A 23,326-nucleotide genomic window follows, 5' to 3' on the forward strand; every position below is an offset into this window, starting at 1 on the left:
GGGGGCGGATCACTCGATCCTGCCCCCCGAATGCTCTCAGCCCAGCAGCTCCTTGAAGAGCGTGAACTGCTCGCCGACGAACGACGTCCACTCGGCTGCGTCGCGGTAGACGACCAGGTTGCCGGCGTCCTTCTGGAACTTCTGGTAGTCGTCGGAGTCCACAGCCTTCTTGACCGCATCCTCGAGCGTCTTGTGCACGTCGTCGGGCAGACCCTTGGCGGCGTAGATGCCGCCCCAGCCGCCGAACTCGACCTTCTCGCCGATGGCCTCCTCGACCGTCGGAACGTCCGCGGCGTCCGGGTGGCGCTCGTCGTGCATCACCGCGAGGATCTTCACGGCCTCGCCCTGTGCGAGCGCCTCGCCGAGTCCGGAGACCGCGGCGACCGTCTCACCGGATGCCGCCGCGCCGACAGCGGTGGCACCGCCGTCGTACGGGACCGGCGTGAACTGCGCGCCGCTGGCCTCGGCCAGTCCGAGGGTGGCGGCCTCCCAGATGGAGCCCGCGCCGGAGTTCGCGACCGTCACGGCGCCGGTGCTCGCCTTGTCGACGAGCGCCTCGAGCGAGTCGATCCCGCTGTTGGCTCCGACCGTGATCACTCCCGGAGCGAGCATGATCTGACCGAGCAGGTCGTAGTTCTCGGGCAGGACGTCGGCGCCCTGTGTGGTGTTGAGCATCGCGATCTCGACGGGCGCGAACCCGATGACGTACCCATCGGCCTTCTGGCTGCCGACGTACTCCATCGCGAGAGCGCCGGCGGCGCCGGGCATGTTCTCGGGGATGACGCTGACGTCGAGGATCTTCTCGAGTTCACTGGCGAGTGCGCGCGATGACAGGTCGGAGCCGCCGCCGGGGTTCGCCTGGATGATCAGGCGGATGTCCTTCTCGGGGAAGGCCGACTCGGCACCTCCTTCATCGACCTTGGTGCAGCCGGCCAGGACGAGCGCGGTTGCGGCGATGGCGGCGATGGCTGCGGCCGCTCGGGACATGCGGATGCGGGGCATCTTTGCTCCTCGGTGCTGATCGACCGGGTTGTCGATGTCGACGAGCGTAGCAGTGTTGACTGTTAACAGTCAACACTGCTACGCTGACCGTGATCTCACCCGAGCTCGTCAGCCCTTCTGCCGAGCGAGTTCGCTGAGCATCCGGCTCCGCGCGCCGTCCAGATGTGCGGTGAGAACGCCGGCCGCCTTCTCCGCCGCCCCGCTGCGCATGACCTCCATCAGCGTCACGTGATCGGCAGCCGAGTCGTGCAGGTCCTCGTCGTGGTTGATGGTGACCTCCAGCAGTGCTGTGAAGGTGGGCAGATACTGTCGCCAGGCGCCCTCGAGGCGGGGGTGGTCCGCAAGCGCGTAGATCTGGGAGTGGAACTCCAGGTCGGCCTCCACGAATGCCGCGTGGTCGCCGGAGTCGGCTGCCTCCGCCATGCGCCGCACAGCGTCGGCCATCATCCGCCAGCGCGCGTCGTCTTCGACGCGGATCGCTCGAGACAGGGCGAGCTGCTCGAGGGCTCCGCGCAGGCTGTACAGCTGGTCGACGTCGTCGTGCGTGAGTCCGACGACGAAGACCCCGCGGGGGCGCTGGATGCGCACGAGCTTCTCGAAGCTGAGCTGGGTGAGCGCGTCGCGCACAGGTCCGCGGCTGACCGCGAACTCGTCGGCGAGTGCTTCCTCGGTGATGCGCTCTCCGGGCGCGATCTCGCCGCGGACGATCCGCTGGCGCAGGACGTTCGCGATCTGCGCACCCAGCGAATCGCCTCGTCTGACTGTGTCCGGCACGTGACTCCCCTTGTCGGCCGCGGCCTTCATTGACCTGGCCCGTTGTTGACTGTTGACAGGTTACATCCCGCGGGCGGGGACTAGACTCATCGAGGAAAGTCCCTCGAGCCCCCAGGAAGTGAGGTGGTATCTCATGTCCGGTGACAGTCATAGTCGCAGACACGTTCTCCTCCCCGCTTCCGCACCGCTCGACTGAGCCCGAGGGGCGTCCGCTGCGACGCACGCCCCTCGACGCCTGGCGCTCTCGCCACGCGCGGTGCCCTTCTGAAGGCACACGCCCATGACTCCCACCCAGCTTCAGACCATCTCCGAGGCAGCCGATGACATCCACCGGCTCATCTCGCAGGGGGACCTGGCCGGCGCCTCGGCGGCATTGACCCCGCTCTCGGTTCCGGAGGTCGTCGAGCTCGTCGACCGGCTCGGCATCGAGGACGCCGCCATCGTCTACCGCCTGCTCGCCAAGCCGCGCGCCCTCGAGGTCTTCGAGGCGCTCTCCCCCGGTGCGCGCGGCGACCTGGTGCGGGCGCTGCGCAACGCCGAGGTCACGATGCTGTTCGCCGAGATGGACCCGGATGACCGGGTCTGGCTGCTCGACGAGCTGCCGGCGTCCGTGGCCCCGCAGCTGCTGCGCGGGCTGACCCGCCAGGAGCGCGACCTCACCTCGGGGATGCTCGGCTACCCGCAGGACTCGATCGGCCGGCGGATGAGCCCGGAGTTCGTCACGGCCCATCCGCACCTCACCGTCGCACAGACCCTGGCGCGTGTTCGGGGCGCTCTGGACAGCGCCGAGACCATCTACACGCTTCCGGTGACCGACCGCGGCCGCACCGTCGTCGGCGTCGTCAGCCTGCGTGACCTGATGGGCGCCGACGAGGATGCTCTGATCAGCGAGCTGATGAGCGACGCGCACGTCGCCGAGGTGACGGAGAAGGCCGAGAACGCTGCCCGCCGCGCCACCGACTACGCCCTGCTCGCCCTCCCGATCGTCGACAGCGAGCATCGCCTGGTCGGCATCCTCACCATCGACGACGCCGCGCGCATCCTCAAGCAGGAGGAGAGCGAGGATGCCGCCCGGCAGGGTGGCGTGGAGCCGCTGCGCCGCTCCTACCTGTCCACGCCCATCCGGCGCCTGGTGCGCTCTCGCGTGGTGTGGCTGCTGGTGCTGGCGGTCGGCGCGACGCTGACGGTGCAGGTGCTCGACGCGTTCGAGACGACGCTCGCCCAGCTGACCGTGCTCGCGCTGTTCGTGCCGCTGCTGATCGGCACCGGCGGCAACACCGGCAACCAGGCGGCGACCACGGTCACCCGGTCCCTCGCGCTCGGCGAGGTGACTCCGCGCGACCTGTTCCGCGTGCTCTCGCGGGAGATCCGGGTGGGGTTCTTCCTCGGGCTCCTGCTCGGCACGCTGGGCTTCGTGCTGACCGGCCTGATCTACGAGTGGCACATCGGTCTGGTCATCGGGCTCACACTCCTGGCCGTATGCACGGTGGCCGCCTCCATCGGCGGGATCATGCCGCTCGCCGCCCGCGCCATCCGGGTCGACCCGGCGGTGTTCTCCAACCCGTTCATCACGACCTTCGTCGATGCCACCGGGCTGATCATCTACTTCCTGATCGCCAAGGCCGTGCTGGGCATCTGACCGCGGCCCGGCACCCGGCTGCGGCCCCACCCGCGGCCTATCAGGACGCTGCACACCAATAGGAGCGCCCGCGGTGCGCGTGGTCCGGACGCATCCGCACCCAGACGAGACTGACCAGGCGTCCCGTGAAATCCACGGTGATCAGCGCCGTGAGCTCGTCGCCTCTGGTCATCGCCAGGCCCGCCTGGCCGTTCACGGTGCGCTCTGCGACCTGGACTCCGTGGCCGCCCCGGAACCCGTACAGGAGCACGGGGGCGGCGTCGCGCGGCCCGCGCGCCACGACGGTGCTCTCCTGCCCGTCCTGCGTCGTGGTCACAGCCACGGTCACGTCTGGATGCAGCGCGGCCACGAGCGCGGCCTGATCCTGCGCCTGGGCAAGCGTTCGCAGCCGGCGGACTCCTGCGTAGTGGCTCGGTCGGGCCACCCATTCCCAGACGGCCTCCCACAGCGGCGTCGCCCGCCCGCCGTGGTCCTGAACCCCTGCGGATGTCGTGAGAGCCTTCATGTCGCCTCCTGATCGGTCGGCCTGCGGTGGGCCCGGCCGCAGGCCGGCACCCACCCTCATCGGTTAAGACCGGTCAGGGGCAGCATCTGTGAGAGGTCTGACGCACGGCGTTCCCACATCTGTGCGCGGTATCCTGTATCGACGCGCTTCTGCTACAGCGCGCAGCCGCATTCCGCATCTCCGCCGGATCGACCCATCGCATCCGGCCGAAGCGGGCCGGCGCCCTCGACACCGCTCTCTGAGTCGGCCGGCAGTCGACGACCGCCACAGGCTCTTCAGCGACCCGCTGAAGAACCCGACGCCGGCGACTCAGTCGTACGTGAAGGAGAACCGAATACATGACGGCACTTTCCGCCTTGCCGGGAACCCCGCGCCGCGCCATCTCGTGGAGGCACGACCTCGTGCTCGAACGCGGGCTGCTGCACATGGAGCACCACGACGTCACGCCCGCCGACGCACGCCTGGACGATCTGCTCGCCATCGCGGAGGCACTGGAAGCCGGCGGCATCCCGCTGCTTCTCATCCGCCGTGACCGGTCCACACCGGCCCTCGTGGTGGACATCGACCAGCGGGAGGAGATCTTCCGGACCCTGCGCGAGCACCTCCCGGCAGACCCGTTCTACGTCAAGACGAAGGGCACCGCTGTCGTCCCGCTCGAGGACGCCGCGCTCGCCGGCGGCGCGCCCAGGGCGGTGCGCATCTTCCGGCCCCGCATCACACCGACGCGCGCGCTCCCCCACGACGGCCGACACGCGCCCCGCGTGGAGTTCTGGCGCTTCGGCACGGAATTCGTCGAGGCGCCCGATGACAACCTCCTCATGCGGCGCGTGACACCGGCAGCGGATGTGACGTTCGACGAGGTCGAGAAGTACGGCCGTCGCTGGCGCACGATCGAGGGCATGTTCGACCCGCACCCGGAAGAGTTCCTCGAGCCGGTGGACATCGTCTTCTCCTGGGTCGACGGCTCATCGGCCCAGTTCCAGAGGGAGCAGGCCGCTCGACTCAGGACCCATGTCGTCGGCGAGGGCGACGACAGCGCGGCCCGCTACCGCCACGTGGATGAGCTGCGCTATGCGTTGCGCAGCGTGCACATGTACGCCCCCTGGATCAGGCACATCTTCATCGCGACGGACTCTCCCGTGCCGAGCTGGCTGGGCCAGCATCCCAGGGTGACGGTCGTGCGCGGCGAGGAGTTCTTCGCCGACCCGAGCGTGCTTCCCACGTACAACTCGCACGCGGTGGAGTCGCAGCTGCACCGCATCCCGGGCCTGTCCGAGCATTTCCTGTACTCCAACGATGACATGTTCTTCGGTCGGAGCGTCGATCCGGAGATGTTCTTCAGCCCCGCCGGGCACACTCGCTTCGTCGAGAGCGAGGTGCGCATCGGCGTCGGCGCACCCGAGGCGCACCGCAGCGGGCACGACAACGGGCTGCGGGTGAACCGGGCTCTGCTGCGCGAGCACTTCGGGCGCACGATCCTGCGCGACCTCGCACACTGCGCCACACCCCTGCGTCGCAGCATCTTGTTCGAGCTGGAGGAGACGTTCCCGGAGGAGTTCGCCCGCACCGCGGCGGCGACGTTCCGGTCGATGACGGACATCTCGGTCACCAACAGCCTGTACCACTACTACGCCATGCTCACCGGGCGCGCAGCGCCGACCACCGAACCCCGGGTGCGATACGTGCACACCACCACCGCGGGCGCTCTGCAGCGGATCGACCGGCTGGCCGCCCGCGGCGACGTCGACATGCTGTGCTTCAATGACGGCTCGGAGACCGACGTGCCCGAGCACCTGCGTGCCCGGGCCCTGCACGACGCCCTGGAGCGCATGTTCCCGGTCCCCGGTCCGTGGGAGAAGTCCGAAACGCTGCCGCAGACCGTCGAGGCTGTCGAGGCCGTCGCGAGCTGACCCGGTGCAGCGTCGCCTGCGAAGAGTCGCTCAGTCGTCGTCCTCGGCCGGTGGGGCCGGTCCCGCGGAGCGCGGGTGCCACAGCACCACTTCGGTGGAGCGGCGGATGCGGCGGCCGGATCCGACCGTGAAGACCTGGCCGGTGGGGCCGGCCGCGAACACGCGCACCCCCGGCCGGTTCTCACGCTCGTGGCGCAGTTCGCGCTCGAGTTCGGTGACCCGATGGCGCAGCATCCGCACCTCGTCCTCCATGTCCAGCAGCCGGGCGATGGCCGGCAGGCTGACGCCCTCACTGGAGAGCTGTGCGACCTCGCGGAGCTGCTCGATGTCGTGCATCGAGTAGCGCCGCGAACCGCCGCGCGTGCGGCCGGGCACGACCAGTCCGATGCGGTCGTACTGCCGCAGCGTCTGCGGGTGCATGCCGGCCAGCTCTGCCGCGACGGCGATCGAGAAGACGGGGGATTCGGCGTCCATCGGACTATCCTCGGGCCTTCGCCATCATCTCGCCGCGCGGGTTCTCCTTCGGCTCCACCGCCTGGAAGGCGAGCAGCGCTTCGCGTGCCGCGTCATCCAGGTGCGATGGCACGACCACCTGCAGCTCGGCGAGCAGGTCGCCTGTGCCCTTGGACGAGCTGATCCCGCGACCCTTCACCCGCAGCACCCGGCCGGACGGGGTGCCCGGTGCGACCCGCAGCTTGACAGTGTCGCCGCCCAGCGTCGGCACCTCGATCGTCGCGCCGAGCGTCGCCTCCGTGAAGGTGACGGGCACGGTCAGACGCAGGTTCAGCCCTTCCCGGCTGAACACCGGATGCGGACGCACCTTCACCTGCACGACGATGTCGCCAGGCTCCCCGCCGTCCGGGGAGGGGCGGCCGCGTCCGCGCAGGCGAATCTTCTGACCGTCCGCGACGCCGGCCGGCAGCTTGACCTTGAACGGCTTGCCGTCCTCGGCCTGCAGGGTGATCGTCTCTCCCTGGGCGGCAGTGACGAAATCGATCGTCGTGCGGGCCGTGACATCGGCGCCCTTCTGAGGGCCGCCGAAGCCACGGTAGCCGCCTGAGGTCTGCCCGAACCGACCGGAGCCGAACGAGCCGCCGCCCTGGTTGAACATCGAGAAGATGTCGTCGAAGTCAGCCTGGCGACCGCCCTGCCCGAACCGGTTGAACACGTCCTCGAAGCCGCCCGCGCTGCCGCCGGGCGCGGTGAAGCGCGCTCCCGAGCCCATCGCGCGGATCTCGTCGTACTCGCGGCGCTGCTCGGCGTCGCTGAGCACGCTGTACGCCTCGCTGATCTCCTTGAACTTCGCCTCGGCCTTGGCATCGCCCTGATTGGAGTCGGGGTGATACTTGCGGGCGAGCTTGCGGTACGCCTTCTTCAGCTCCGCGTCGGAGATGTCCTTCGAGACGCCGAGCGTCTTGTAGAAGTCCTTGTCGAACCAGTCCTGACTAGCCACCGATCACCTGCCTAGTCGGTCCCTGAGCCTGTTGAGGGCCCTGAGCCTGCCGAAGGGTCAGCGGGGACGGCGACGACGACCTTCGCCGGACGCAGTTCGACATCACCCAGCCGGTAGCCGACCTCGATCACCTCGAGGATGGTCGAGGAGGTCGCGCCCGGGACGGGCTGCTGGAAGATCGCCTCGTGGTGCTGGGGATCGAACTCGTCGCCCTCCGCGCCGTACGCGACGACGCCGAGGCGCTCGACCACGGCACGCACCTTCTCGGCGATGACGAAGAAGGCCGAGCCCTCGACGAGGTCGCCGTGCTGCTGGGCCCGGTCCAGGTCGTCGAGTACGGGCAGCAGGCCCTTGGCCGCCTCGCCCTTGGCACGCGCGACCTCGACGTGCCGCTGCTCCTCGGTGCGCCGACGGTAGTTGGCGTACTCGGCGGTCAGCCGCTTGAGATCGGTGAGCAGGGCGTGCTCGGCATCCTGGATCCCGGCATCCGAGCCGTCCTCCGAGGAGGCCTCCTCGGTCTGCACGGCGTTCAGGATGTCGTCGATCGTCAGTTCGTCGTCGGCCTCGGCCGGGGTCTCGTCGGAGCCCTCCGCAGCCGCCGCCTCGGTGGAGTCCTGCTCAGGAATGATTCCCGAATCCGGCGCGGGGCCGGATGCTGCAGCATCCGACCCCTCGTTCTCGGGAACTTCGTCGAAGTTCTTGTCCGTCATGGTTACTTGCTCTCATCCTCGTCGTCGATGACCTCGGCGTCGACCACATCCTCGTCGGACGCGGTGTCGGTCGAGGCGCCCTCATCGGCGGGGCCGGCCGCGGTGTCCGCCTGGGACTGGGCGTAGATGGCCTCTCCCAGCTTGCCCTGCGATTCGCTCAGCTTGTCGAACGCGGTCTTCACCGCGTCGTCGTCCTCGCCGGCGAGTGCCGTCTTCAGAGCGTCGACGTCGGCCTGCACCGCGGACTTGACGTCCTCCGGCAGCTTGTCCTCGTTCTCCTTGATGAGCTTGTCGATCGAGTAGGCGAGCGACTCGGCCTGGTTGCGCTGCTCCAGAGCTTCGGCGCGCTTCTTGTCGTCGGCGGCGTTCTCCTCCGCCTCGCGCACCATGCGCTCGATGTCCTCCTTCGACAGCGACGAGCCGCCGGTGATGGTCATCGACTGCTCCTTGCCGGTGCCCTTGTCCTTGGCCGACACGTGCACGATGCCGTTGGCGTCGATGTCGAAGGTGACCTCGATCTGCGGGATGCCGCGCGGCGCCGGAGCGATTCCGGTGAGCTCGAAGGTGCCCAGCGGCTTGTTGTCGCGCGTGAACTCGCGCTCGCCCTGGAACACCTGGATCGCGACCGACGGCTGGTTGTCGTCGGCGGTGGTGAAGGTCTCACTGCGCTTGGTCGGGATGGCCGTGTTGCGCTCGATGAGCTTGGTCATCCGGCCGCCCTTGGTCTCGATGCCGAGGCTCAGCGGGGTGACGTCGATGAGCAGCACGTCCTTGCGCTCACCCTTAAGGACACCGGCCTGCAGCGCGGCGCCAACGGCGACGACCTCGTCCGGGTTGACGCCCTTGTTGGCTTCCTTCCCCGTCTCGGCCTTGACGAGATCGGCGACCGCCGGCATGCGGGTCGATCCGCCGACCAGCACGATGTGATCGATGTCGCCGACCTTGACGCTCGCCTCACGGATGACGTCGGCGAACGGCTTCTTGGTGCGGTCGAGCAGGTCCTTGGTGAGGTCCTCGAACTTCGCGCGGGTGAGCGTCTCGGACAGCGAGACAGGACCGGAGTCCGTCAGGGAGAGGTAGGGCAGGTTGATGCTGGTGCTCGTCGAGGAGGACAGCTCCTTCTTGGCCTGCTCCGCTGCCTCCTTCAGACGCTGCAGGGCGATCTTGTCGCCCGAGACGTCGACGCCGGAGGTGTCCTTGAACTGCTTGATGAGGTAGTCCACGACGCGCTGGTCCCAGTCGTCGCCGCCGAGGCGGTTGTCGCCGGAGGTGGCGCGCACCTGGATGGTGGAGAAGTCGTCGTCCTTGCCCACCTCGAGGAGGGAGACGTCGAAGGTTCCGCCACCGAGGTCGAAGACGAGGATGAGCTCGTCCTCCTTGCCCTTGTCCAGGCCGTAGGCGAGCGCGGCCGCGGTCGGCTCGTTGATGATGCGCAGCACGTTCAGGCCCGCGACCTCACCGGCCTCCTTGGTGGCCTGGCGCTCGGCGTCGTTGAAGTACGCGGGGACGGTGATGACGGCATCCGTGACCGTGTCACCGAGGTACGACTCGGCGTCGCGCTTGAGCTTCATGAGGATGCGCGCGGAGATCTCCTGCGGCGTCCACTTCTTGCCGTCGACGTCGAAGGACCAGTCGGTGCCCATGTGGCGCTTGACCGACGAGATGGTGCGGTCGACGTTGGTGACGGCCTGGCGCTTGGCGGTCTCACCGACCAGCACCTCGCCGTCCTTGGTGAAGGCCACCACCGAAGGGGTGGTGCGGAAGCCCTCGGCGTTGGCGATGACCTTGGGCTCGCCACCCTCGAGGACGCTGACCACGGAGTTGGTGGTTCCGAGGTCGATACCGACAGCACGTGCCATGTGATTCTCCTTGTTCTAAGAGCGCCGTGTTGGTGCAGAGCGCTGAGTTGTCGAAGACTGTGAGGAAGTCCGATGCGATCCAGAAACCTGAGTCGCGATGACTCAAGTGTATGCGCCGGAGCGGATGCTGTCAAGAAACTTGATACGAAGCGACTCAACTTCTAGGGGTGGTGCCGGAACCACACCGTGCCGAGCGGCGGCAGCGTCACTTCCGCGCGGCCGTCCTCCGGCACGTCGATGCGGCCGAGGTTGCCGACTCCGGAACCGCCGTAGTGCGCGGCGTCGGTGTTGAGGATCTCGTCCCACCGCCCCGGATGAGGGAACGGCAGGCCATAGCCGTGGTGCGGGGTCGCCGAGAAGTTGCTGACGCAGACGAGCAGTGAGCCGGCTTCTGCATCGGAGGGGGCATCTCGACGCGTGAAGGCGAGCACGTTCCCGCCGGCGTCGTCGGCGACGAGCCAGTCGAATCCGGCGGGCTCGGCATCGAGCTTCCACAGCGCCGGCGTCTCCCGGTACCGCGCGTTCAGGTCGCGCACCGTCTGCTGCACGCCCTGATGATCGGGCTGGTCGAGCAGCCACCACTCCAGTTCGCGGGACTCGGCCCACTCCGCCTCCTGAGCGAATTCGCCGCCCATGAAGAGCAGCTGCTTGCCGGGGTGAGCCCACATGAACGCGAGGTATGCGCGCAGAGTCGCCCGCTGACGCCAGCGGTCGCCCGGAACCTTGCGCAGCAGAGAGCCCTTGCCGTGCACGACTTCGTCGTGCGAGAGCGGCAGCACGTAGTTCTCGCTCCACGCGTAGGACAGTGCGAAGGTCATGTCGTGGTGGTGGTGCACCCGGTGCACGGGGTCGCGCCCGATGTAGTCGAGCGTGTCGTGCATCCAGCCCATGTTCCATTTGAATCCGAAACCGAGCCCGCCGGTCGAGGTGGGACGGGTGACACCGGGCCAGGAGGTGGACTCCTCGGCGATCGTGACGACGCCGGGCACCCGGCGGTACACGGTGGCGTTCATCTCCTGCAGGAACTGCACGGCCTCGAGATTCTCATGCCCGCCGTTGCGGTTCGGCGTCCACTCCCCCGGCTGGCGTCCGTAGTCCAGGTAAAGCATGGAGGCGACGCCGTCGACGCGGAGGCCGTCCGCGTGGAACTCCTCCAGCCAGTACACGGCGTTGGCGTAGAGGAAGTTGCGCACCTCGCGGTGACCGAAGTCGAAGATGTGCGATCCCCATTCCTTGTGCCAGCCGCGCTGGGGATTGGGGTCTTCGTAGAGGGGGGCGCCGTCGAAGCGCGCCAGCGCCCACTCGTCGGTGGCGAAGTGGCCGGGTACCCAGTCGAGGATCACTCCGATGTCGGCCCGATGCAGCCGGTCGATGAGCAGCCGCAGTCCGTCCGGGTCGCCGAAGCGGCTGTCGGGCGCGTAGTACGAGGTGACGTGATATCCCCAGGACCCGCCGAACGGATGCTGCATCACCGGCATGAACTCGACGTGCGTGAAGCCCAGGTCGCGCAGGTAATCCACCAGTTCGTCGGCGAGCTGCTCCCAGCTGCGATCCCGCCGCCAGGAGGCGAGATGCATCTCGTAGATCGACATCGGGCGGTCGACCTGGCCGCGGGCGGCATGCGCGGTCCGCTGCCGCATCCACCGGTCGTCGCCCCACTGGTACGAGGACTCGTGGACGATCGACGCGGTCAGGGGCGGCTGCTCGGCGTACGCGGCCATCGGATCGGCCTTCTCGCGCCACTCGCCGTCGACGCCCAGAATCTCGTACTTGTAGCGGCTGCCTTCAGCGGCATCCGGTATGAACAGCTCCCAGACGCCCGAGGAGCCGAGTCTGCGCATCGGATGCCGGCGGCCGTCCCAGTCGTTGAAGTCCGCCTTCACCCGTACGGCCTGTGCGCGTGGCGCCCAGACGGCGAACGCGACCCCGGTGACGTCGGGGGCGTCGCCCCAGCCCTCGTACCGGTGCACGTGCGCGCCGAGCACTCTCCACAGCTGCTCATGTCGACCCTCGCCGATCAGGTGCAGGTCCAGCTCACCCACCGTCGGCAGGAACCGGTACGGGTCCTCGCCGACATCATTGCTGCGCTCCTCGCCTTCCCCGTAGCCGGTCTCGACGCGGTATACGGGTGCGTCGCCGGTAACCACCCCCTTCGGCAGCGCGCCGACCCAGATCCCGTCGCGCTCATGCCTCAGCGGAACCGGGTGCCAGCCGTCGGGAGATCGCCGCGACGGCTCACTGCGCAGGTGCACGGTGACGAATGCCGCGAGCGGTCGCAGCACGCGCACGGTGATGCCCCCGTCGTGAGCATGCGCGCCGAGCACCGCGTGCGGGTCGGGATGGCGCCCGGAGGCCAGAGCCTCCAGCACGGCGCCGTCGACGGGCAGGATCCGCGGCGCGCTCACACGCCGCCGATCCGGGCGAGCGCGGCCAGCGGGATCGAGATCCACAGCGGCCGGTTGCGCTTCTCGTAGACCGCCTCGTACACGGCCTTGTCGGCTTCATAGGAGTCGAGCAGTATGCGCAGCCGCCCGTCCAGGGAGGCGGCGTCAGCGGGCGATTCCGCTCCGTCGGCGGCCGGGGCGTTCAGGGTGGCCACATAGGCATCGAGGAAGTGGCTGCGAGCGATCTGCGCCCACTCCTGTGCCCGTGCGGCGCGCAGCGCCATCTCCTCGTCCTCGCCGGCGTAGCCCGCCAGGGACATCTCCACGACGCCGGGCGCGTAGTCGAAGGAGCGCAGCATCCCCGCCACGTCGCGCCACGGCGAGTCCGGCAGCGCGCGCTCGCGGAATGGCCGGCCGGGTTCGCCCTCGAAATCGACGATGCGCCAGCCGTGCGCGGTGCGCAGGGTCTGGCCGAGGTGCAGATCGCCGTGCACGCGCTGCACGTCCAGACCGTCCAGTGCCCCGACGTCGCGGTACATGGCGCGCAGCCGCTCGGCGCAGGGTGCGATCTCGGGCACGACGCGCAGCGCCCTGTCCAGTCGTTCGGTCATGGCACGCGCCAGTTCGGCCGTGGTGTCGGGACCGCACCTCTGGGTGGGGAAGCGGTCACGGAGGGCGGCGTGCACCTCGGCGAGCGCCTCGCCGAGCCGCGTGGCCTCGCCGGAGAAGTCCCCGCCGGATTCGGGCACGCTGAGCTCGGGATCGACGAGCGCGGCGCGCACGCTTCCGGTGGCGAGCTCGAACCCGTCGGCACCGGTGCGCAGGAACTCCTGCAGCATCGCCAGGTGGATCACCTCGCCGTCGAGTTCGGCCTCGACCCAGCCGTAGAGCTCAGCGATGTGCTCGGACCCTGCCCTGGTCAGCTCCTCGTGGATCTCGATGTCGGGGTTGATGCCAGGGCTCACCTTGCGGAACAGCTTCATGATGGCACTGTCATCGAAGCGCAGCGACGAGTTCGACTGCTCGCCGGTGAGGGGCGAGGAGCGCCAGTCGGGGTCCAGCGCCGGTCCTCCCGAGACGCGGTGGAAGCGCAGGCCTCCGGCCTCGGCCGTCCCGTGGGCTTCGGCGGCGATGAACGCCTGCAGCCACAGTGCCATCGCGTCGCGGTCGTGCACCGCGTCGTACAGGTGGTGCTCGCGTCCGTCCACCTCCACGGGGCCGATATACGCGTACCCGTGGCGGTCGTCGATCTCCTCGTAACCGGCCAGTGGCACCTGGTACAGGTCGGTGCCGCTCTCCTCGTCGTCGTAGTCGACGCTCACGAGCCAGACGCTGACGTCGGGGCCGTCTTCTCCTCCGTGCAGCTCGGCGAGCACGCGCGCCTGCGCGACGTGGAAGGGGCGTCCCTTGCCGCCGAACCAGCGCGTGCGCACCATGTAGCCCTCCAGAAGGGCGTGATCGATCGTGTTCACAGCAACCCCACCTCCTCCACGTCCTCCGCCGGCGCGTGCAACTGGAACCAGAAGAACCCGTGACCGCCGAGGGTCAGCAGGTAGGGCAGCTCACCGATGCGCGGGAACGGCACCCCGCCGACCAGCTCGACGGGAACCATCCCTTCGAAGCGCCGCAGGTCCAGTTCCACCGGCTGGGGGAACTGCGACAGGTTGTTCACGCAGATGATGACGTCGGCGGTTCCGTCGGCGTTGGTGTGCTCGCGCGAGTACGACAGCACCGACGGGTTCGAGCCGCCGAGATCGTTGAAGCTGCCGAGGCCGAAGGCCGGATGCCGCTTGCGGGCCTGGATCATCTGCCGCGTCCAGTGCAGGAGCGATGAGCGGTCCTCCTGCTGCGCCTCGACGTTCACCGCGAGGTAGCCGTAGACGGGGTCCTGCACCACGGGCTTGCTGAGCTTGCCGGGGTTGGCGCTGGAGAAGCCCGCGTTGCGGTCGGAGGTCCACTGCATGGGCGTGCGCACGCCATCGCGGTCGCCGAGCCAGATGTTGTCGCCCATGCCGATCTCGTCGCCGTAGTAGAGCACCGGTGAGCCGGGGAGCGACAGCAGCAGCGCGGTGAACAGCTCGATGCGGTCGATGTCGTTCTCGAGCAGCGGTGCGAGTCGGCGACGGATGCCGATGTTCGCTTTCATCCGCGGGTCCTGGGCGTACTCGTCCCACATGTAGTCGCGGTCCTCGGCGGTGACCATCTCGAGCGTGAGCTCGTCGTGGTTGCGCAGGAAGATGCCCCACTGGCATCCGGAGGGGATGGGCGGCGTGTCGGCGAGGATCTCGCTGATGGGATAGCGCGACTCGCGTCTGACCGCCATGAAGATGCGCGGCATCACCGGGAAGTGGAAGCACATGTGGCATTCGTCGCCGCCGACCTCGGGGTCGCCGAAGTAGTCGACGACGTCGGCCGGCCACTGGTTGGCCTCGGCCAGCAGCACCCGCCCGGGATAGTTCTCGTCGACGAAGCGGCGCACCTTGCGCAGGAACTCGTGGGTCTCCGGCAGGTTCTCGCCATTGGTGCCGGGCCGCTCGTACAGGTAGGGGACCGCGTCGAGGCGGAAGCCGTCGAGGCCCATGTCGAGCCAGAACCGCATGGCGTCGAGCATCGCCTCATGGACGCGGGGGTTGTCGAAGTTCAGGTCCGGCTGGTGCGAGAAGAAGCGATGCCAGAAGTACTGCTTGCGCACCGGGTCCCACGTCCAGTTGCTGGGTTCGGTGTCGACGAAGATCACCCGGGCGTCCTCGTACAGCTCGTCGGTGTCGCTCCAGACGTAGAAGTCGCCGTACGGTCCGTCGGGGTCGTTGCGGCTGGCTTGGAACCACGGATGCTCGTCGCTGGTGTGATTCATGACGAAGTCGATGATCACCCTGATGTCGCGCGCGTGGGCGGCATCGAGGAACTCCTGGAAGTCGGCGGTGGTGCCCAGGTCCGATTGCACGCCGGTGTAGTCGGAGACGTCGTATCCGCCGTCGCGCAGCGGCGAGGGGAAGAACGGCGGCACCCATAGGCAGTCGACGCCCAGCCACTGCAGGTAGTCGAGCTTGTCGATGAGCCCGCGGAAGTCGCCGACACCGTCGCCGTCGCTGTCGTTGAACGAGCGCACGAGCACCTCGTAGAACACCGCCGTCTTGAACCAGTCCGGGGTGGCGCTGCCCGGCGTGTCCGGGAAGGGCTCCTGCGTGAGGACGGGGATCGAGGCGGTGTAGGGGGCGGGCTCAGCGGTCATTCTGACTCCTCACGCTCACGAGGGGGGCGACATCGCCGAAGCGCGCGGACAGCGGCCCGTCCGCCGTCGCTTTCGCAGGGCGAGGACCCCCGAGAACCAGCGGGCGCACATCGACGATCGGGGCGCGTCCGAGCATGTGCCCAACCTGTCACACGACACCGATGCTGGCTAGTGTCGCCCGCACCCCTTGCGTTCAGCCGCTCAGCGTGCAATAGGGCCCGTGAGGAGCCGAGATTCAGCGCCCGCCGGGAGGTCCGATCAGCAGCAGGATGACGTAGAGCGCGACGATGAGCACCGCGATCAGCACGAACAGCACCCAGGGTCGCTGCAGGAACCAGCGCATGGTGCGGTCGTACCAGGTGCGGTCGCGCGGATCATCGGTCTCGGTGAGACGCCATTCGCCTTCGAGCCGGCCGGTGCGGTACAGCCAGATCTCCATCGGGATGGTGGCGAACGGCACGATGGCGCTGGCGATGGTCGTGATGGCGACGCCGACGTGCCAGCGCTGGTTGAACGCGAGCAGCACCGCTGTGGCGCCGTAGGAGAGGAACACGAAGCCGTGGATGCCCCCGGCGATCGTCACGAGCAGGGCGGACTGCCCGACCGCCCGCGCGATCAGCGCGCTGATCAGAAGGGTCCAGGTGATCGCCTCGGCGATCGCGAGCACACGGAACAGACGTGCAGGACTGCGGAACATGGGTCTCCTCGGGTGGCCTGCCACCAAGCTAGGGGAACGAACCCTTGCATCCGCTGATATCCGGTCCCTGCGTCCGCTGATATCCGGTCCTTGCATCCGCTGATATCCGGTCGGGAGGTGCGATCGTGCGGCGGGCATGAGGGTGCCGACGGCGGTCCGGTCAGAAGGGGGCGAGGAGCTCTTCGGGCGCGGATGCCCACGCGTCGGCGCTCTCGGTCGAGCCCCTGTCGGCGCCCTCGGTTGAATCCACGCCTGCGCTCTGGGTCGAATCCACGTCTGGGCTCTCGCCTGGAGCCGGGTCGATCCTGTCGCCTGGAACCGGCGGCGACTGCGAGAAGCCCGGAATCGGCGGGGACTCCGAGAAGCCCGGAATCGGCGGCGATTCCGAGAAGGTGACGGCGTTCTGCGGCGGAGGCTTGTCGATGTAGACGCGACCGGTGGGACTGAGCCATTCCAGCAGTCCACCGCCGAGCTGGGTGACGTGCCAGGGCGAATGGTGTTTGAGAACGTGATGCCGGCGACACAGGTCGGCGAGATTGTCCTCTTCGGTGGGTCCGCCGAGGGCTGCGTCGAGGGTGTGGTCGAGGTCACTGTCGCCGGCGGGCATGCCGCATCCGACGAACCGGCAGCGCTGGTCGCGCGCCTGCAGCTGACGACGCAGATGCGCACTCGGCCGGTAACGGTCGACCGCCAGCAGGTCGCCGCTGATCGGGTGGGTGAGGATGCGATCCCATCCGGATGCGGCACCGGCGAGCACTCTTGCGGAGTCGATGTCGATCGGGATGCGCCCGTTCAGCTCTGCCGGCGGAGTGTCGACGCCGTCGGCGTTCATGAGGGTGGTGACGGGCACTGTCACGCCGACGTGCGGGGTGATCGCGGCGAGCATGCCGTCCGGGGTGTCGTGGCCCGCGGGGGCACCGGTCAGCAGCAGATCGAACGCGAGATCACTGCGCTTGTGCGACAGCGTGCGCAGATCTGCGGCTTCCGACGTGAGGGCGAGTCCGAAGGCCGCACCCGCACCGCCGGCGGAGACCTCCCCTTCCACCGAGGAGCCGGAATCCGCCTTCGCCATGCTGGTGAGCCTGTCGAACGCCGCGTGCACCAGCACCGCCGGACCGAGGATGCCGAGCTCGGCCATCCCGTCCGCGGCGTCCTTCACCCAGAGGGTGCGCTTCTCTCGGGCATCCGCGTGGCGCTCTTCCAACGACCTCGGCTGGTACTGCTCCGCGATCCGCGCGGCGATCGGACGCAGTCGATTCGGTGACTCCTCTTCGGCGAATTCCAGCACTCGGGCCGAGTAGGCGTTGCGAGCCTCGGCGTCGTCGAGGTGGAGGCCCGCGTCCACGATCACGCGGGCGTGGCCGGCGCTGATGCGTCCGGTGCCCTGCGCCGCCCAGACCAGCGGGAAGCCCTCGACCGTGATCGACGCGTCACCCATCCGCCGCTGCACGGTGCGGTCGCTGAGTCTCAGCACCGCCCCCACCTCGGCGGCCACGGTTCTGATGGTCAGATCGGACGCGTCGATGCCGTCGCCGTCCTCGGCCATGGACAGGGCGAGCTTTCCGGCGAGCGCGAGCAGCCCGTCTCGCGCGGCGAGCACACCGGCAAGGGTCTGTTCCACACTCTGCAACGACGACACGAGGGAGTCGAGCATCGACACCTGCTCATCCGTCGCGGCAGCCATTGCGTTCATGGTTCCAGTATCCGAGGGGCCACCGACATTCGAACGTATGTACGAGCGCGAGACGGCATCCGTCAGGTCACGAACGCGTAACGACCCGCGCGAGGCCGGGTCGAAGACAGGAAACCGCTGTCGGCCACGCGCGGACGAGAGGCTCGCGTCCGGGTGAGGGCAGGTGGACCGGCGCGCCGTCACCGCCCGTTCACCGGTCCCGGCCAGACTGCGAGCATGAGCGAAGACCAGCCGGGCTCCGCGGCGAAGACGCCGATCACCACCGCCGCGATGACCGCCTTCGGGCGCGACCACACGCCGCCCACCGCGGTCACACGCAAGCAGGTGGTCTCGTGGGCGATGTGGGACTGGGCGATGCAGCCGTTCAACACCGTCATCCTCACCTTCGTCTGGATCGCGCTGTACCTGACATCGCGGTTGTTCCTCGACCCGGCCGTGCGCGAATCGGGGATGCTGGCCGACGGCAGCTACATGAACTGCAACAAGGACGAGTTCATCGGGTCGGCGTACTGTCAGGGGCTCACCGATCTGTCGGCGTGGTGGGGCTGGGCGAACTTCGCCGCCGGCATCGTGATCCTGGTCCTCGCACCAGTGCTCGGCCAGCAGGCCGACGCCCGCGGCAACAAGAAGAAGTGGGTCATCGCGGCGACGATCGGCGTCGCCCTGTTCCAGTTCGCGCTGTTCTTTGTCAACGCCGACCCGGTCTACTTCTGGTTCGGGGCGTTCGCCGTGGCCGTGGCCGCCGTGGTCAGCGAGATCGGCAACGTCAGCTATTACGCCATGCTGTCCGAGGTCTCGACCCCGAAGAACGTGGGGCGCATCTCCGGGCTCGGGTGGGGCCTCGGATACATCGGCGGCGTCGTGGCGCTGATCGTCTGCATCCCGGTGCTGTTCCTGGTGGGGCAGGACGACCCGATGTCGTTCAAGCTCGTGGCGGTGATCTGCGCGGTGTGGACGCTGCTGTTCTCCATTCCGATGTTCCGGAACGTGCCGGAGTCGCCGGCGTACGACGGCTCCGCGCGGGTGGGGTTCTTCCGCTCGTACGTCGTGCTCGCGAGGAACGTCGCGAACCTGTTCCGCACGAACCGTCCGACGTTCTGGTTCATGCTCGCCGCCGCCGTCTACCGCGACGGACTGGCCGGCGTGTTCGCCTTCGGCGCCGTGCTCGCCGCTCAGGGCTTCGGATTCTCGTTCCTCGAGGTCATCGTCTTCGGACTCGCCGCAAACCTCATCGCCGGCGTCTCGACACTGCTCGCCGGGCGCCTCGACGACCTCATCGGACCGCGCCGCCTCATCCTGATCACCCTGACCGGCCTCGTCGCCATGGCGTTCGTGGTGTTCGCGCTCAAGGACCTGGGCACGATCGTGTTCTGGATCTGCGGACTGCTGCTGTGCGCATTCGTCGGTCCCACCCAGGCAGCGAGCCGCAGTCTGCTGACGCGTCTGACCCCGCCGAGCCAGCAGGGCGAGATCTTCGGGCTGTACGCGACGACGGGTCGCGTCGCCTCGTTCCTGTCACCGTTGGCCTGGTCGCTGTTCCTCCTGTGGTTCGGCGGCATCGTCTACGGCGTGCTGGGCATCGGCCTGATCCTGCTCATCGGCCTCGTGATGCTGCTGTTCGTGCGCTTCCCGAAGGATGTCGGGGCGTGACCCCGCACGCACAGGCCACCTGACCCGGTTTGCGCGCAGGTGCGGCTCTTATACTGAATCGACCATTTCGATCATGAACTTCAGGTGAACGATTCTTGCGGCAACTGCTTCGCGGGAGCCGGGTGCTGCGCAGCATCCGTTTCCTGCCCTACCTCGTCCCCTACGTGGCCTGGGCGACCCTGAAACGGGTGAAGCCGAATCGGGTGCTGTTCCTGTCCGACTCTCACGACGGCTTCGTGGGCAACATGCGGTTCCTGCGGGATGCGATGCTGCAGGCGGACCCGTCGGTGGAGATCATCGGCGTCTTCAAGCCGAGCCTCGCGTCGCGCCGCGCGCTTCGTGACGCGCTGCGGCTGTCGCATCTGATCGCCACCAGCTCCGTCATCGTGCTGGACGACTTCTACCCGCTGATCTACCGGTTCCGCATCCGCCGGGGTGCGCGTCTGGTGCAGATCTGGCATGCGGCCGGAGCGTTCAAGCAGGTGGGGCACAGCCGCGCCGGGCTGCCGGGCGGGCCGACACCCGGGTCGGAGATCCATCGCAACTACACTGATGCCGTGGTGAGCTCTGGGGGGATCGTCGGCGACTACGCCGAGGCGTTCGGCATCCCGGCCGAGCGCGTGCACCCGTGGGGGATGCCCCGCTCCGACGTGTTCTTCGATGAGGATGCCGTTGCGGCCATCCGAGCGCGCGTGCGGCGTGAGCTGGGCATCGGAGACGACCAGCGCTTCGTCGTGTACGCGCCGACGTTCCGGGGCAACGGTCAACGCAGCGCGACCGCGGCTCCCGAGGCCGACTGGGCCGGTATCGCCGCGGCACTCGGCGATGGGTGGCGGATCGGCATCCGCCAGCATCCCTTCGTCGAGCGCGGCCCGCTGCCCGACGGTGTGGTGGATGCCGCGGGCGTCCTCGACATGAACGAGCTGCTGATGGCGACGGACGTTCTCGTCACCGACTACTCGTCGTCGATCTTCGAGTACGCGCTCCTGCGTCGGCCCGTGGTCTTCTTCGTGCCCGACCTGGACGAGTACGAGTCGGCGCGCTCGTTCTACCGGCCCTTCGACGCCTATGCCATCGGACCCGTGGTGCGGCAGGCGTCCGAGCTCTCGGCTGCGATCCGCACCGCGGAGGTCGACGAGGCGCGCCTCGAGGCGTTCCTCGACGAGTTCGCGGACGCTCTCGACGGCGGTTCCAGCGAGCGCATCGCGCACGAGCTGCTGAGCATGCGCGTCATGGAGCCGACCTCGTGATGGTGCTGGCGCAGCGGCTGCGCCTGGACGTGCTCGCCGCGTACGCCGCTCGTCTCGCACTGACGCTGGTGAGCCTGGTGATGCGGGTGCTGCCGCGGCGTCGCAAGGTGACGCTGCTGACCAGGCAGAGCAACAAGGCGCCGTCGGACTTCCTGCTGCTGCGCGATGCGATCCTCCAGGCCGATCCCACGGTGAAGGTGCAGCTGATCGCCCAGATGGTGCCTCCGGGGGTCATCCGCAAGTTCGGCTATGCGCTGCACCTGCTCGTGGAGATGTACCACGCGTCGACGTCTCGTGTGCTCGTCGTCGACGGCTACTCGATCATCGCGTCGGCCACTCCCCGCTCGGACGGGCTGGTCGTCGTGCAGCTGTGGCACGCACTGGGATCCCTGAAGAAGTTCGGCCTGAGCATCGTCGGGCAGCGCGGTGGCCGCGACCCGCGGCTGGCGAAGGCCATGCGCATGCACGCCGGCTACGACATCGTGGTCGCCAGCGCCGAGCGCTGCCGCCAGCCCTTCGCCGAGGCGTTCGGTGTCGACGTGTCGAAGGTGGTCGTTGCGCCGCTGCCGCGGGTGGACAGGCTGCGCGATCCCGCGCACAAGGCGAAGGTGCGCGCACGGTTCGAGTACCTGTACCCCGACCTGGTGGGCAGGAAGGTGGCGCTGTTCGCGCCCACCTTCCGCACCGAGGGCCGCAGGGCGGCCATCGATCCGCTCGAGCTGACCCAGGCCATGGCGGATGCCGGGTACACGCTGATCACGAAGCTGCACCCCCTCGTTCCGGTGCCGACCGATTGGGGCCTGCGAACCGCCCCCGGCATCTCGACGCAGGACCTGCTGCTCGTGGCCGACATCTTTATCACCGACTACTCGTCGGCGGTGTTCGAGGCGGCCGTCGCCGAAGTGCCCTCCTACCTGCTCGCGCCGGATCTGGACGAGTACTCCCAGGGCCGCGACTTCTACATCCGCTATCCCGACGACCTGGGTCTGCCCATGGCCTCCAGCATCGAGGAGCTGACCGAGATGGTGCGGCGCGGAGAAGCGGACGCCGGGATGATGGCGGCGTTGCAGGAAGAGTTCATCACGGAGATCGGGGAAGTGTCCGCGTCTGGCCACCTCGCACGCGTGGTGCTCGGTGGGAACATGGATCCGACGAGGAATGACATCAGTGATTGACACACCTGCAACGCCCCGCACGGTCGCCGTCATCCTTGCGGGTGGTATCGGCGTGCGTGTCGGGCTGGGGATTCCGAAGCAGCTGATCAAGATCGCGGGGAAAGCGATCGTCGAGCACACGCTCGAAGTGATGAGCAACAGCAAGGTGATCGACGAGATTCTCATCGTGATGAATGCGGGAGCCATCGACCAGCTGGCATCGCTCTGGGATGACGAGCGCTTTCCCAAGCTGACGCGCATCATCCCCGGCGGAGAGACCCGCAACGATTCGACTCAAGCCGCGCTCGCCGCCCTCGGCGACGACCCGAACACGAAGGTGCTGTTCCACGACGCTGTCCGCCCTTTCGTCAACGAGCGGATCCTCGAGGAGTGCGTCGAGGCTCTGGATCACTACGAAGCGGTCGACACGGCGATCCCGTCTGCCGACACGATCATTCATGTCGACTCGGCGTCGCACATCACCGGCATCCCCAATCGTGCAACGCTGCGACGCGGTCAGACGCCGCAGGCGTTCCGTCTCGGCACGATCCGCGCGGCGTACGAGCTCGCGAGCAGGGACAAGATGTTCCACGCGACGGACGACTGCGGCGTCGTCTTCACGTACCTCCCTGACACGCCGATCTTCGTCGTCGATGGCACGCCGGAGAATATGAAGGTCACCGAACCTATCGACGTGCACATCGCTGACAAGCTCTTCCAGTTGCAATCAGCGAGCCTGACCGCGGATGCTGATCTTCCTGACTTCACAGGCAAGGTGATCGTCGTGTTCGGCGGCAGTTACGGCATCGGCGCGAGTATCGTCGCGCTCGCCGAGCAAGCGGGCGCCACCGTGCACCAGTTCAGCCGGTCGACCACCGACACTGATGTGCGGTCCCGGGGTGCAGTGAAGAAGGCACTCAAGCAGGCACACGAGGCATCCGGACGCATTGACGCGGTCGTCATGTCAGCCGGAGTGCTCCGGATGGGACCGTTGACCGCAACCAAGGTCAAGCACATCGAGGCGAGCATCGAAACGAACTTCCTTGCGCCGGTGATCGTCTCCCGCGCGGCGCACAAGTATCTGAAGGAGACCGGCGGTCAGGTACTGCTCTTCACGTCCAGCTCGCATACCCGCGGACGCGCGAACTACGGCATCTACTCGGCCAGCAAGGCCGCTGTCGTCAACCTGACCCAGGCTCTAGCCGAGGAGTGGGCTACGGACGGTGTGCGGATCAACTGCGTGAATCCGCAGCGCACTCGCACTCCGATGCGCGCACACGCCTTCGGCGAGGAGCCGGTCGGCACACTGCTGGACCCTGTGCAGGTCGCAGAGGTGAGCCTGAAAGTGCTCGACAGCGGGCTGACCGGGCAGATCGTCGCGGTTCGCGTCGAGGAAGCTCCGAAAGCGCAGTGA

General features: G+C 68.1%; 18 protein-coding genes. 6 read left to right on the forward strand and 12 right to left on the reverse strand.

Going from position 1 to position 23,326, the window contains the following annotated elements:
- Window positions 1-36: 36 nt before the first annotated feature.
- On the reverse strand, window positions 37-1,002 hold the full coding sequence (locus ACFQY2_RS01835; RefSeq protein WP_378743903.1) for a tripartite tricarboxylate transporter substrate binding protein: 966 nt from the start codon (window positions 1,000-1,002) through the stop codon (window positions 37-39).
- Between the two features lie 108 nt (window positions 1,003-1,110).
- Window positions 1,111-1,776 (reverse strand): GntR family transcriptional regulator, encoded by a 666-nt coding sequence (locus ACFQY2_RS01840; RefSeq protein WP_378743904.1) that lies wholly within the window; start codon window positions 1,774-1,776, stop codon window positions 1,111-1,113.
- A 280-nt stretch (window positions 1,777-2,056) separates the two neighbouring features.
- Between ACFQY2_RS01840 and mgtE the strand changes: the two genes are divergently transcribed.
- Window positions 2,057-3,415, forward strand: a complete 1,359-nt coding sequence (mgtE, locus tag ACFQY2_RS01845) for a magnesium transporter (protein WP_378743905.1) — start codon at window positions 2,057-2,059, stop codon at window positions 3,413-3,415.
- A gap of 40 nt (window positions 3,416-3,455) precedes the next feature.
- On the opposite strand, the gene ACFQY2_RS01850 is transcribed toward mgtE, so the two are convergent.
- Window positions 3,456-3,920, reverse strand: coding sequence for a hypothetical protein (locus tag ACFQY2_RS01850; protein ID WP_378743906.1), 465 nt, complete (start codon window positions 3,918-3,920; stop codon window positions 3,456-3,458).
- 338 nt (window positions 3,921-4,258) lie between these two features.
- Between ACFQY2_RS01850 and ACFQY2_RS01855 the strand changes: the two genes are divergently transcribed.
- The gene (locus ACFQY2_RS01855) at window positions 4,259-5,830 is read left to right on the forward strand and encodes a stealth conserved region 3 domain-containing protein (protein WP_378743907.1); all 1,572 of its coding nucleotides are present in this window, start codon (window positions 4,259-4,261) and stop codon (window positions 5,828-5,830) included.
- Window positions 5,831-5,860: 30 nt separating this feature from the next.
- Here ACFQY2_RS01855 and ACFQY2_RS01860 read toward each other — a convergent pair whose 3' ends face one another.
- The 9 genes from ACFQY2_RS01860 to ACFQY2_RS01900 form a co-directional block, all read right to left on the reverse strand.
- Window positions 5,861-6,304 carry a heat shock protein transcriptional repressor HspR gene (locus tag ACFQY2_RS01860; RefSeq protein WP_378743908.1) on the reverse strand — a complete coding sequence of 148 codons (444 nt, stop codon included), beginning with the start codon at window positions 6,302-6,304 and terminating at the stop codon, window positions 5,861-5,863.
- A gap of 4 nt (window positions 6,305-6,308) precedes the next feature.
- Window positions 6,309-7,283 (reverse strand): DnaJ C-terminal domain-containing protein, encoded by a 975-nt coding sequence (locus ACFQY2_RS01865; RefSeq protein ID WP_378743909.1) that lies wholly within the window; start codon window positions 7,281-7,283, stop codon window positions 6,309-6,311.
- An 11-nt stretch (window positions 7,284-7,294) separates the two neighbouring features.
- Window positions 7,295-7,993: a nucleotide exchange factor GrpE gene (locus tag ACFQY2_RS01870; RefSeq protein ID WP_378743910.1), complete on the reverse strand. Its 699-nt coding sequence runs from the start codon at window positions 7,991-7,993 to the stop codon at window positions 7,295-7,297.
- Between the two features lie 2 nt (window positions 7,994-7,995).
- Window positions 7,996-9,852 carry a molecular chaperone DnaK gene (gene dnaK, locus ACFQY2_RS01875; RefSeq protein WP_378743911.1) on the reverse strand — a complete coding sequence of 619 codons (1,857 nt, stop codon included), beginning with the start codon at window positions 9,850-9,852 and terminating at the stop codon, window positions 7,996-7,998.
- A gap of 161 nt (window positions 9,853-10,013) precedes the next feature.
- The gene (gene glgB, locus ACFQY2_RS01880; protein ID WP_378743912.1) at window positions 10,014-12,257 is read right to left on the reverse strand and encodes a 1,4-alpha-glucan branching protein GlgB; all 2,244 of its coding nucleotides are present in this window, start codon (window positions 12,255-12,257) and stop codon (window positions 10,014-10,016) included.
- Window positions 12,254-13,708, reverse strand: a complete 1,455-nt coding sequence (locus ACFQY2_RS01885; protein ID WP_378743913.1) for a phosphotransferase — start codon at window positions 13,706-13,708, stop codon at window positions 12,254-12,256. The genes glgB and ACFQY2_RS01885 overlap by 4 nt, the downstream gene beginning before the upstream one ends.
- Window positions 13,705-15,468, reverse strand: coding sequence for a maltose alpha-D-glucosyltransferase (gene treS, locus ACFQY2_RS01890; RefSeq protein WP_378743914.1), 1,764 nt, complete (start codon window positions 15,466-15,468; stop codon window positions 13,705-13,707). Before treS ends, ACFQY2_RS01885 begins: the two co-directional genes overlap by 4 nt.
- A 235-nt stretch (window positions 15,469-15,703) precedes the next feature.
- A complete protein-coding gene (locus tag ACFQY2_RS01895; RefSeq protein WP_378743915.1) occupies window positions 15,704-16,165 on the reverse strand; it encodes a DUF3817 domain-containing protein in 462 nt (153 codons plus the stop codon).
- A 160-nt stretch (window positions 16,166-16,325) separates the two neighbouring features.
- Window positions 16,326-17,858 carry a DUF222 domain-containing protein gene (locus ACFQY2_RS01900; protein ID WP_378743916.1) on the reverse strand — a complete coding sequence of 511 codons (1,533 nt, stop codon included), beginning with the start codon at window positions 17,856-17,858 and terminating at the stop codon, window positions 16,326-16,328.
- Window positions 17,859-18,074: 216 nt separating this feature from the next.
- Between ACFQY2_RS01900 and ACFQY2_RS01905 the strand changes: the two genes are divergently transcribed.
- The 4 genes from ACFQY2_RS01905 (at window position 18,075) to ACFQY2_RS01920 (ending at window position 23,326) form a co-directional block, all read left to right on the forward strand.
- Complete coding sequence (locus ACFQY2_RS01905; RefSeq protein ID WP_378743917.1) at window positions 18,075-19,508, forward strand: MFS transporter; 1,434 nt, start codon at window positions 18,075-18,077, stop codon at window positions 19,506-19,508.
- A gap of 95 nt (window positions 19,509-19,603) precedes the next feature.
- Entirely contained in the window at window positions 19,604-20,758 is a 1,155-nt protein-coding gene (locus ACFQY2_RS01910; protein ID WP_378743919.1) for a CDP-glycerol glycerophosphotransferase family protein, read from the forward strand.
- Entirely contained in the window at window positions 20,758-21,933 is a 1,176-nt protein-coding gene (locus tag ACFQY2_RS01915) for a CDP-glycerol glycerophosphotransferase family protein (protein WP_378743920.1), read from the forward strand. Before ACFQY2_RS01910 ends, ACFQY2_RS01915 begins: the two co-directional genes overlap by 1 nt.
- A complete protein-coding gene (locus tag ACFQY2_RS01920; RefSeq protein WP_378743921.1) occupies window positions 21,917-23,326 on the forward strand; it encodes an SDR family NAD(P)-dependent oxidoreductase in 1,410 nt (469 codons plus the stop codon). Before ACFQY2_RS01915 ends, ACFQY2_RS01920 begins: the two co-directional genes overlap by 17 nt.

The sequence above is a fragment of the Microbacterium sp. GCM10027623 genome, assembly GCF_042666935.1.
Classification (GTDB): domain Bacteria; phylum Actinomycetota; class Actinomycetes; order Actinomycetales; family Microbacteriaceae; genus Microbacterium.

What these genes read in the sequence shown, in the direction of transcription:
- ACFQY2_RS01835 (WP_378743903.1), bottom strand. Translation starts at nt 1,002, where the DNA reads ATGCCCCGCATCCGCATGTCCCGAGCGGCCGCAGCCATCGCCGCCATC.
- mgtE (WP_378743905.1), top strand. Translation starts at nt 2,057, where the DNA reads ATGACTCCCACCCAGCTTCAGACCATCTCCGAGGCAGCCGATGACATC.
- ACFQY2_RS01850 (WP_378743906.1), bottom strand. Translation starts at nt 3,920, where the DNA reads ATGAAGGCTCTCACGACATCCGCAGGGGTTCAGGACCACGGCGGGCGG.
- ACFQY2_RS01855 (WP_378743907.1), top strand. Translation starts at nt 4,259, where the DNA reads ATGACGGCACTTTCCGCCTTGCCGGGAACCCCGCGCCGCGCCATCTCG.
- ACFQY2_RS01860 (WP_378743908.1), bottom strand. Translation starts at nt 6,304, where the DNA reads ATGGACGCCGAATCCCCCGTCTTCTCGATCGCCGTCGCGGCAGAGCTG.
- ACFQY2_RS01870 (WP_378743910.1), bottom strand. Translation starts at nt 7,993, where the DNA reads ATGACGGACAAGAACTTCGACGAAGTTCCCGAGAACGAGGGGTCGGAT.
- dnaK (WP_378743911.1), bottom strand. Translation starts at nt 9,852, where the DNA reads ATGGCACGTGCTGTCGGTATCGACCTCGGAACCACCAACTCCGTGGTC.
- treS (WP_378743914.1), bottom strand. Translation starts at nt 15,468, where the DNA reads ATGACCGCTGAGCCCGCCCCCTACACCGCCTCGATCCCCGTCCTCACG.
- ACFQY2_RS01895 (WP_378743915.1), bottom strand. Translation starts at nt 16,165, where the DNA reads ATGTTCCGCAGTCCTGCACGTCTGTTCCGTGTGCTCGCGATCGCCGAG.
- ACFQY2_RS01900 (WP_378743916.1), bottom strand. Translation starts at nt 17,858, where the DNA reads ATGAACGCAATGGCTGCCGCGACGGATGAGCAGGTGTCGATGCTCGAC.
- ACFQY2_RS01905 (WP_378743917.1), top strand. Translation starts at nt 18,075, where the DNA reads ATGAGCGAAGACCAGCCGGGCTCCGCGGCGAAGACGCCGATCACCACC.
- ACFQY2_RS01915 (WP_378743920.1), top strand. Translation starts at nt 20,758, where the DNA reads ATGGTGCTGGCGCAGCGGCTGCGCCTGGACGTGCTCGCCGCGTACGCC.
- ACFQY2_RS01920 (WP_378743921.1), top strand. Translation starts at nt 21,917, where the DNA reads ATGACATCAGTGATTGACACACCTGCAACGCCCCGCACGGTCGCCGTC.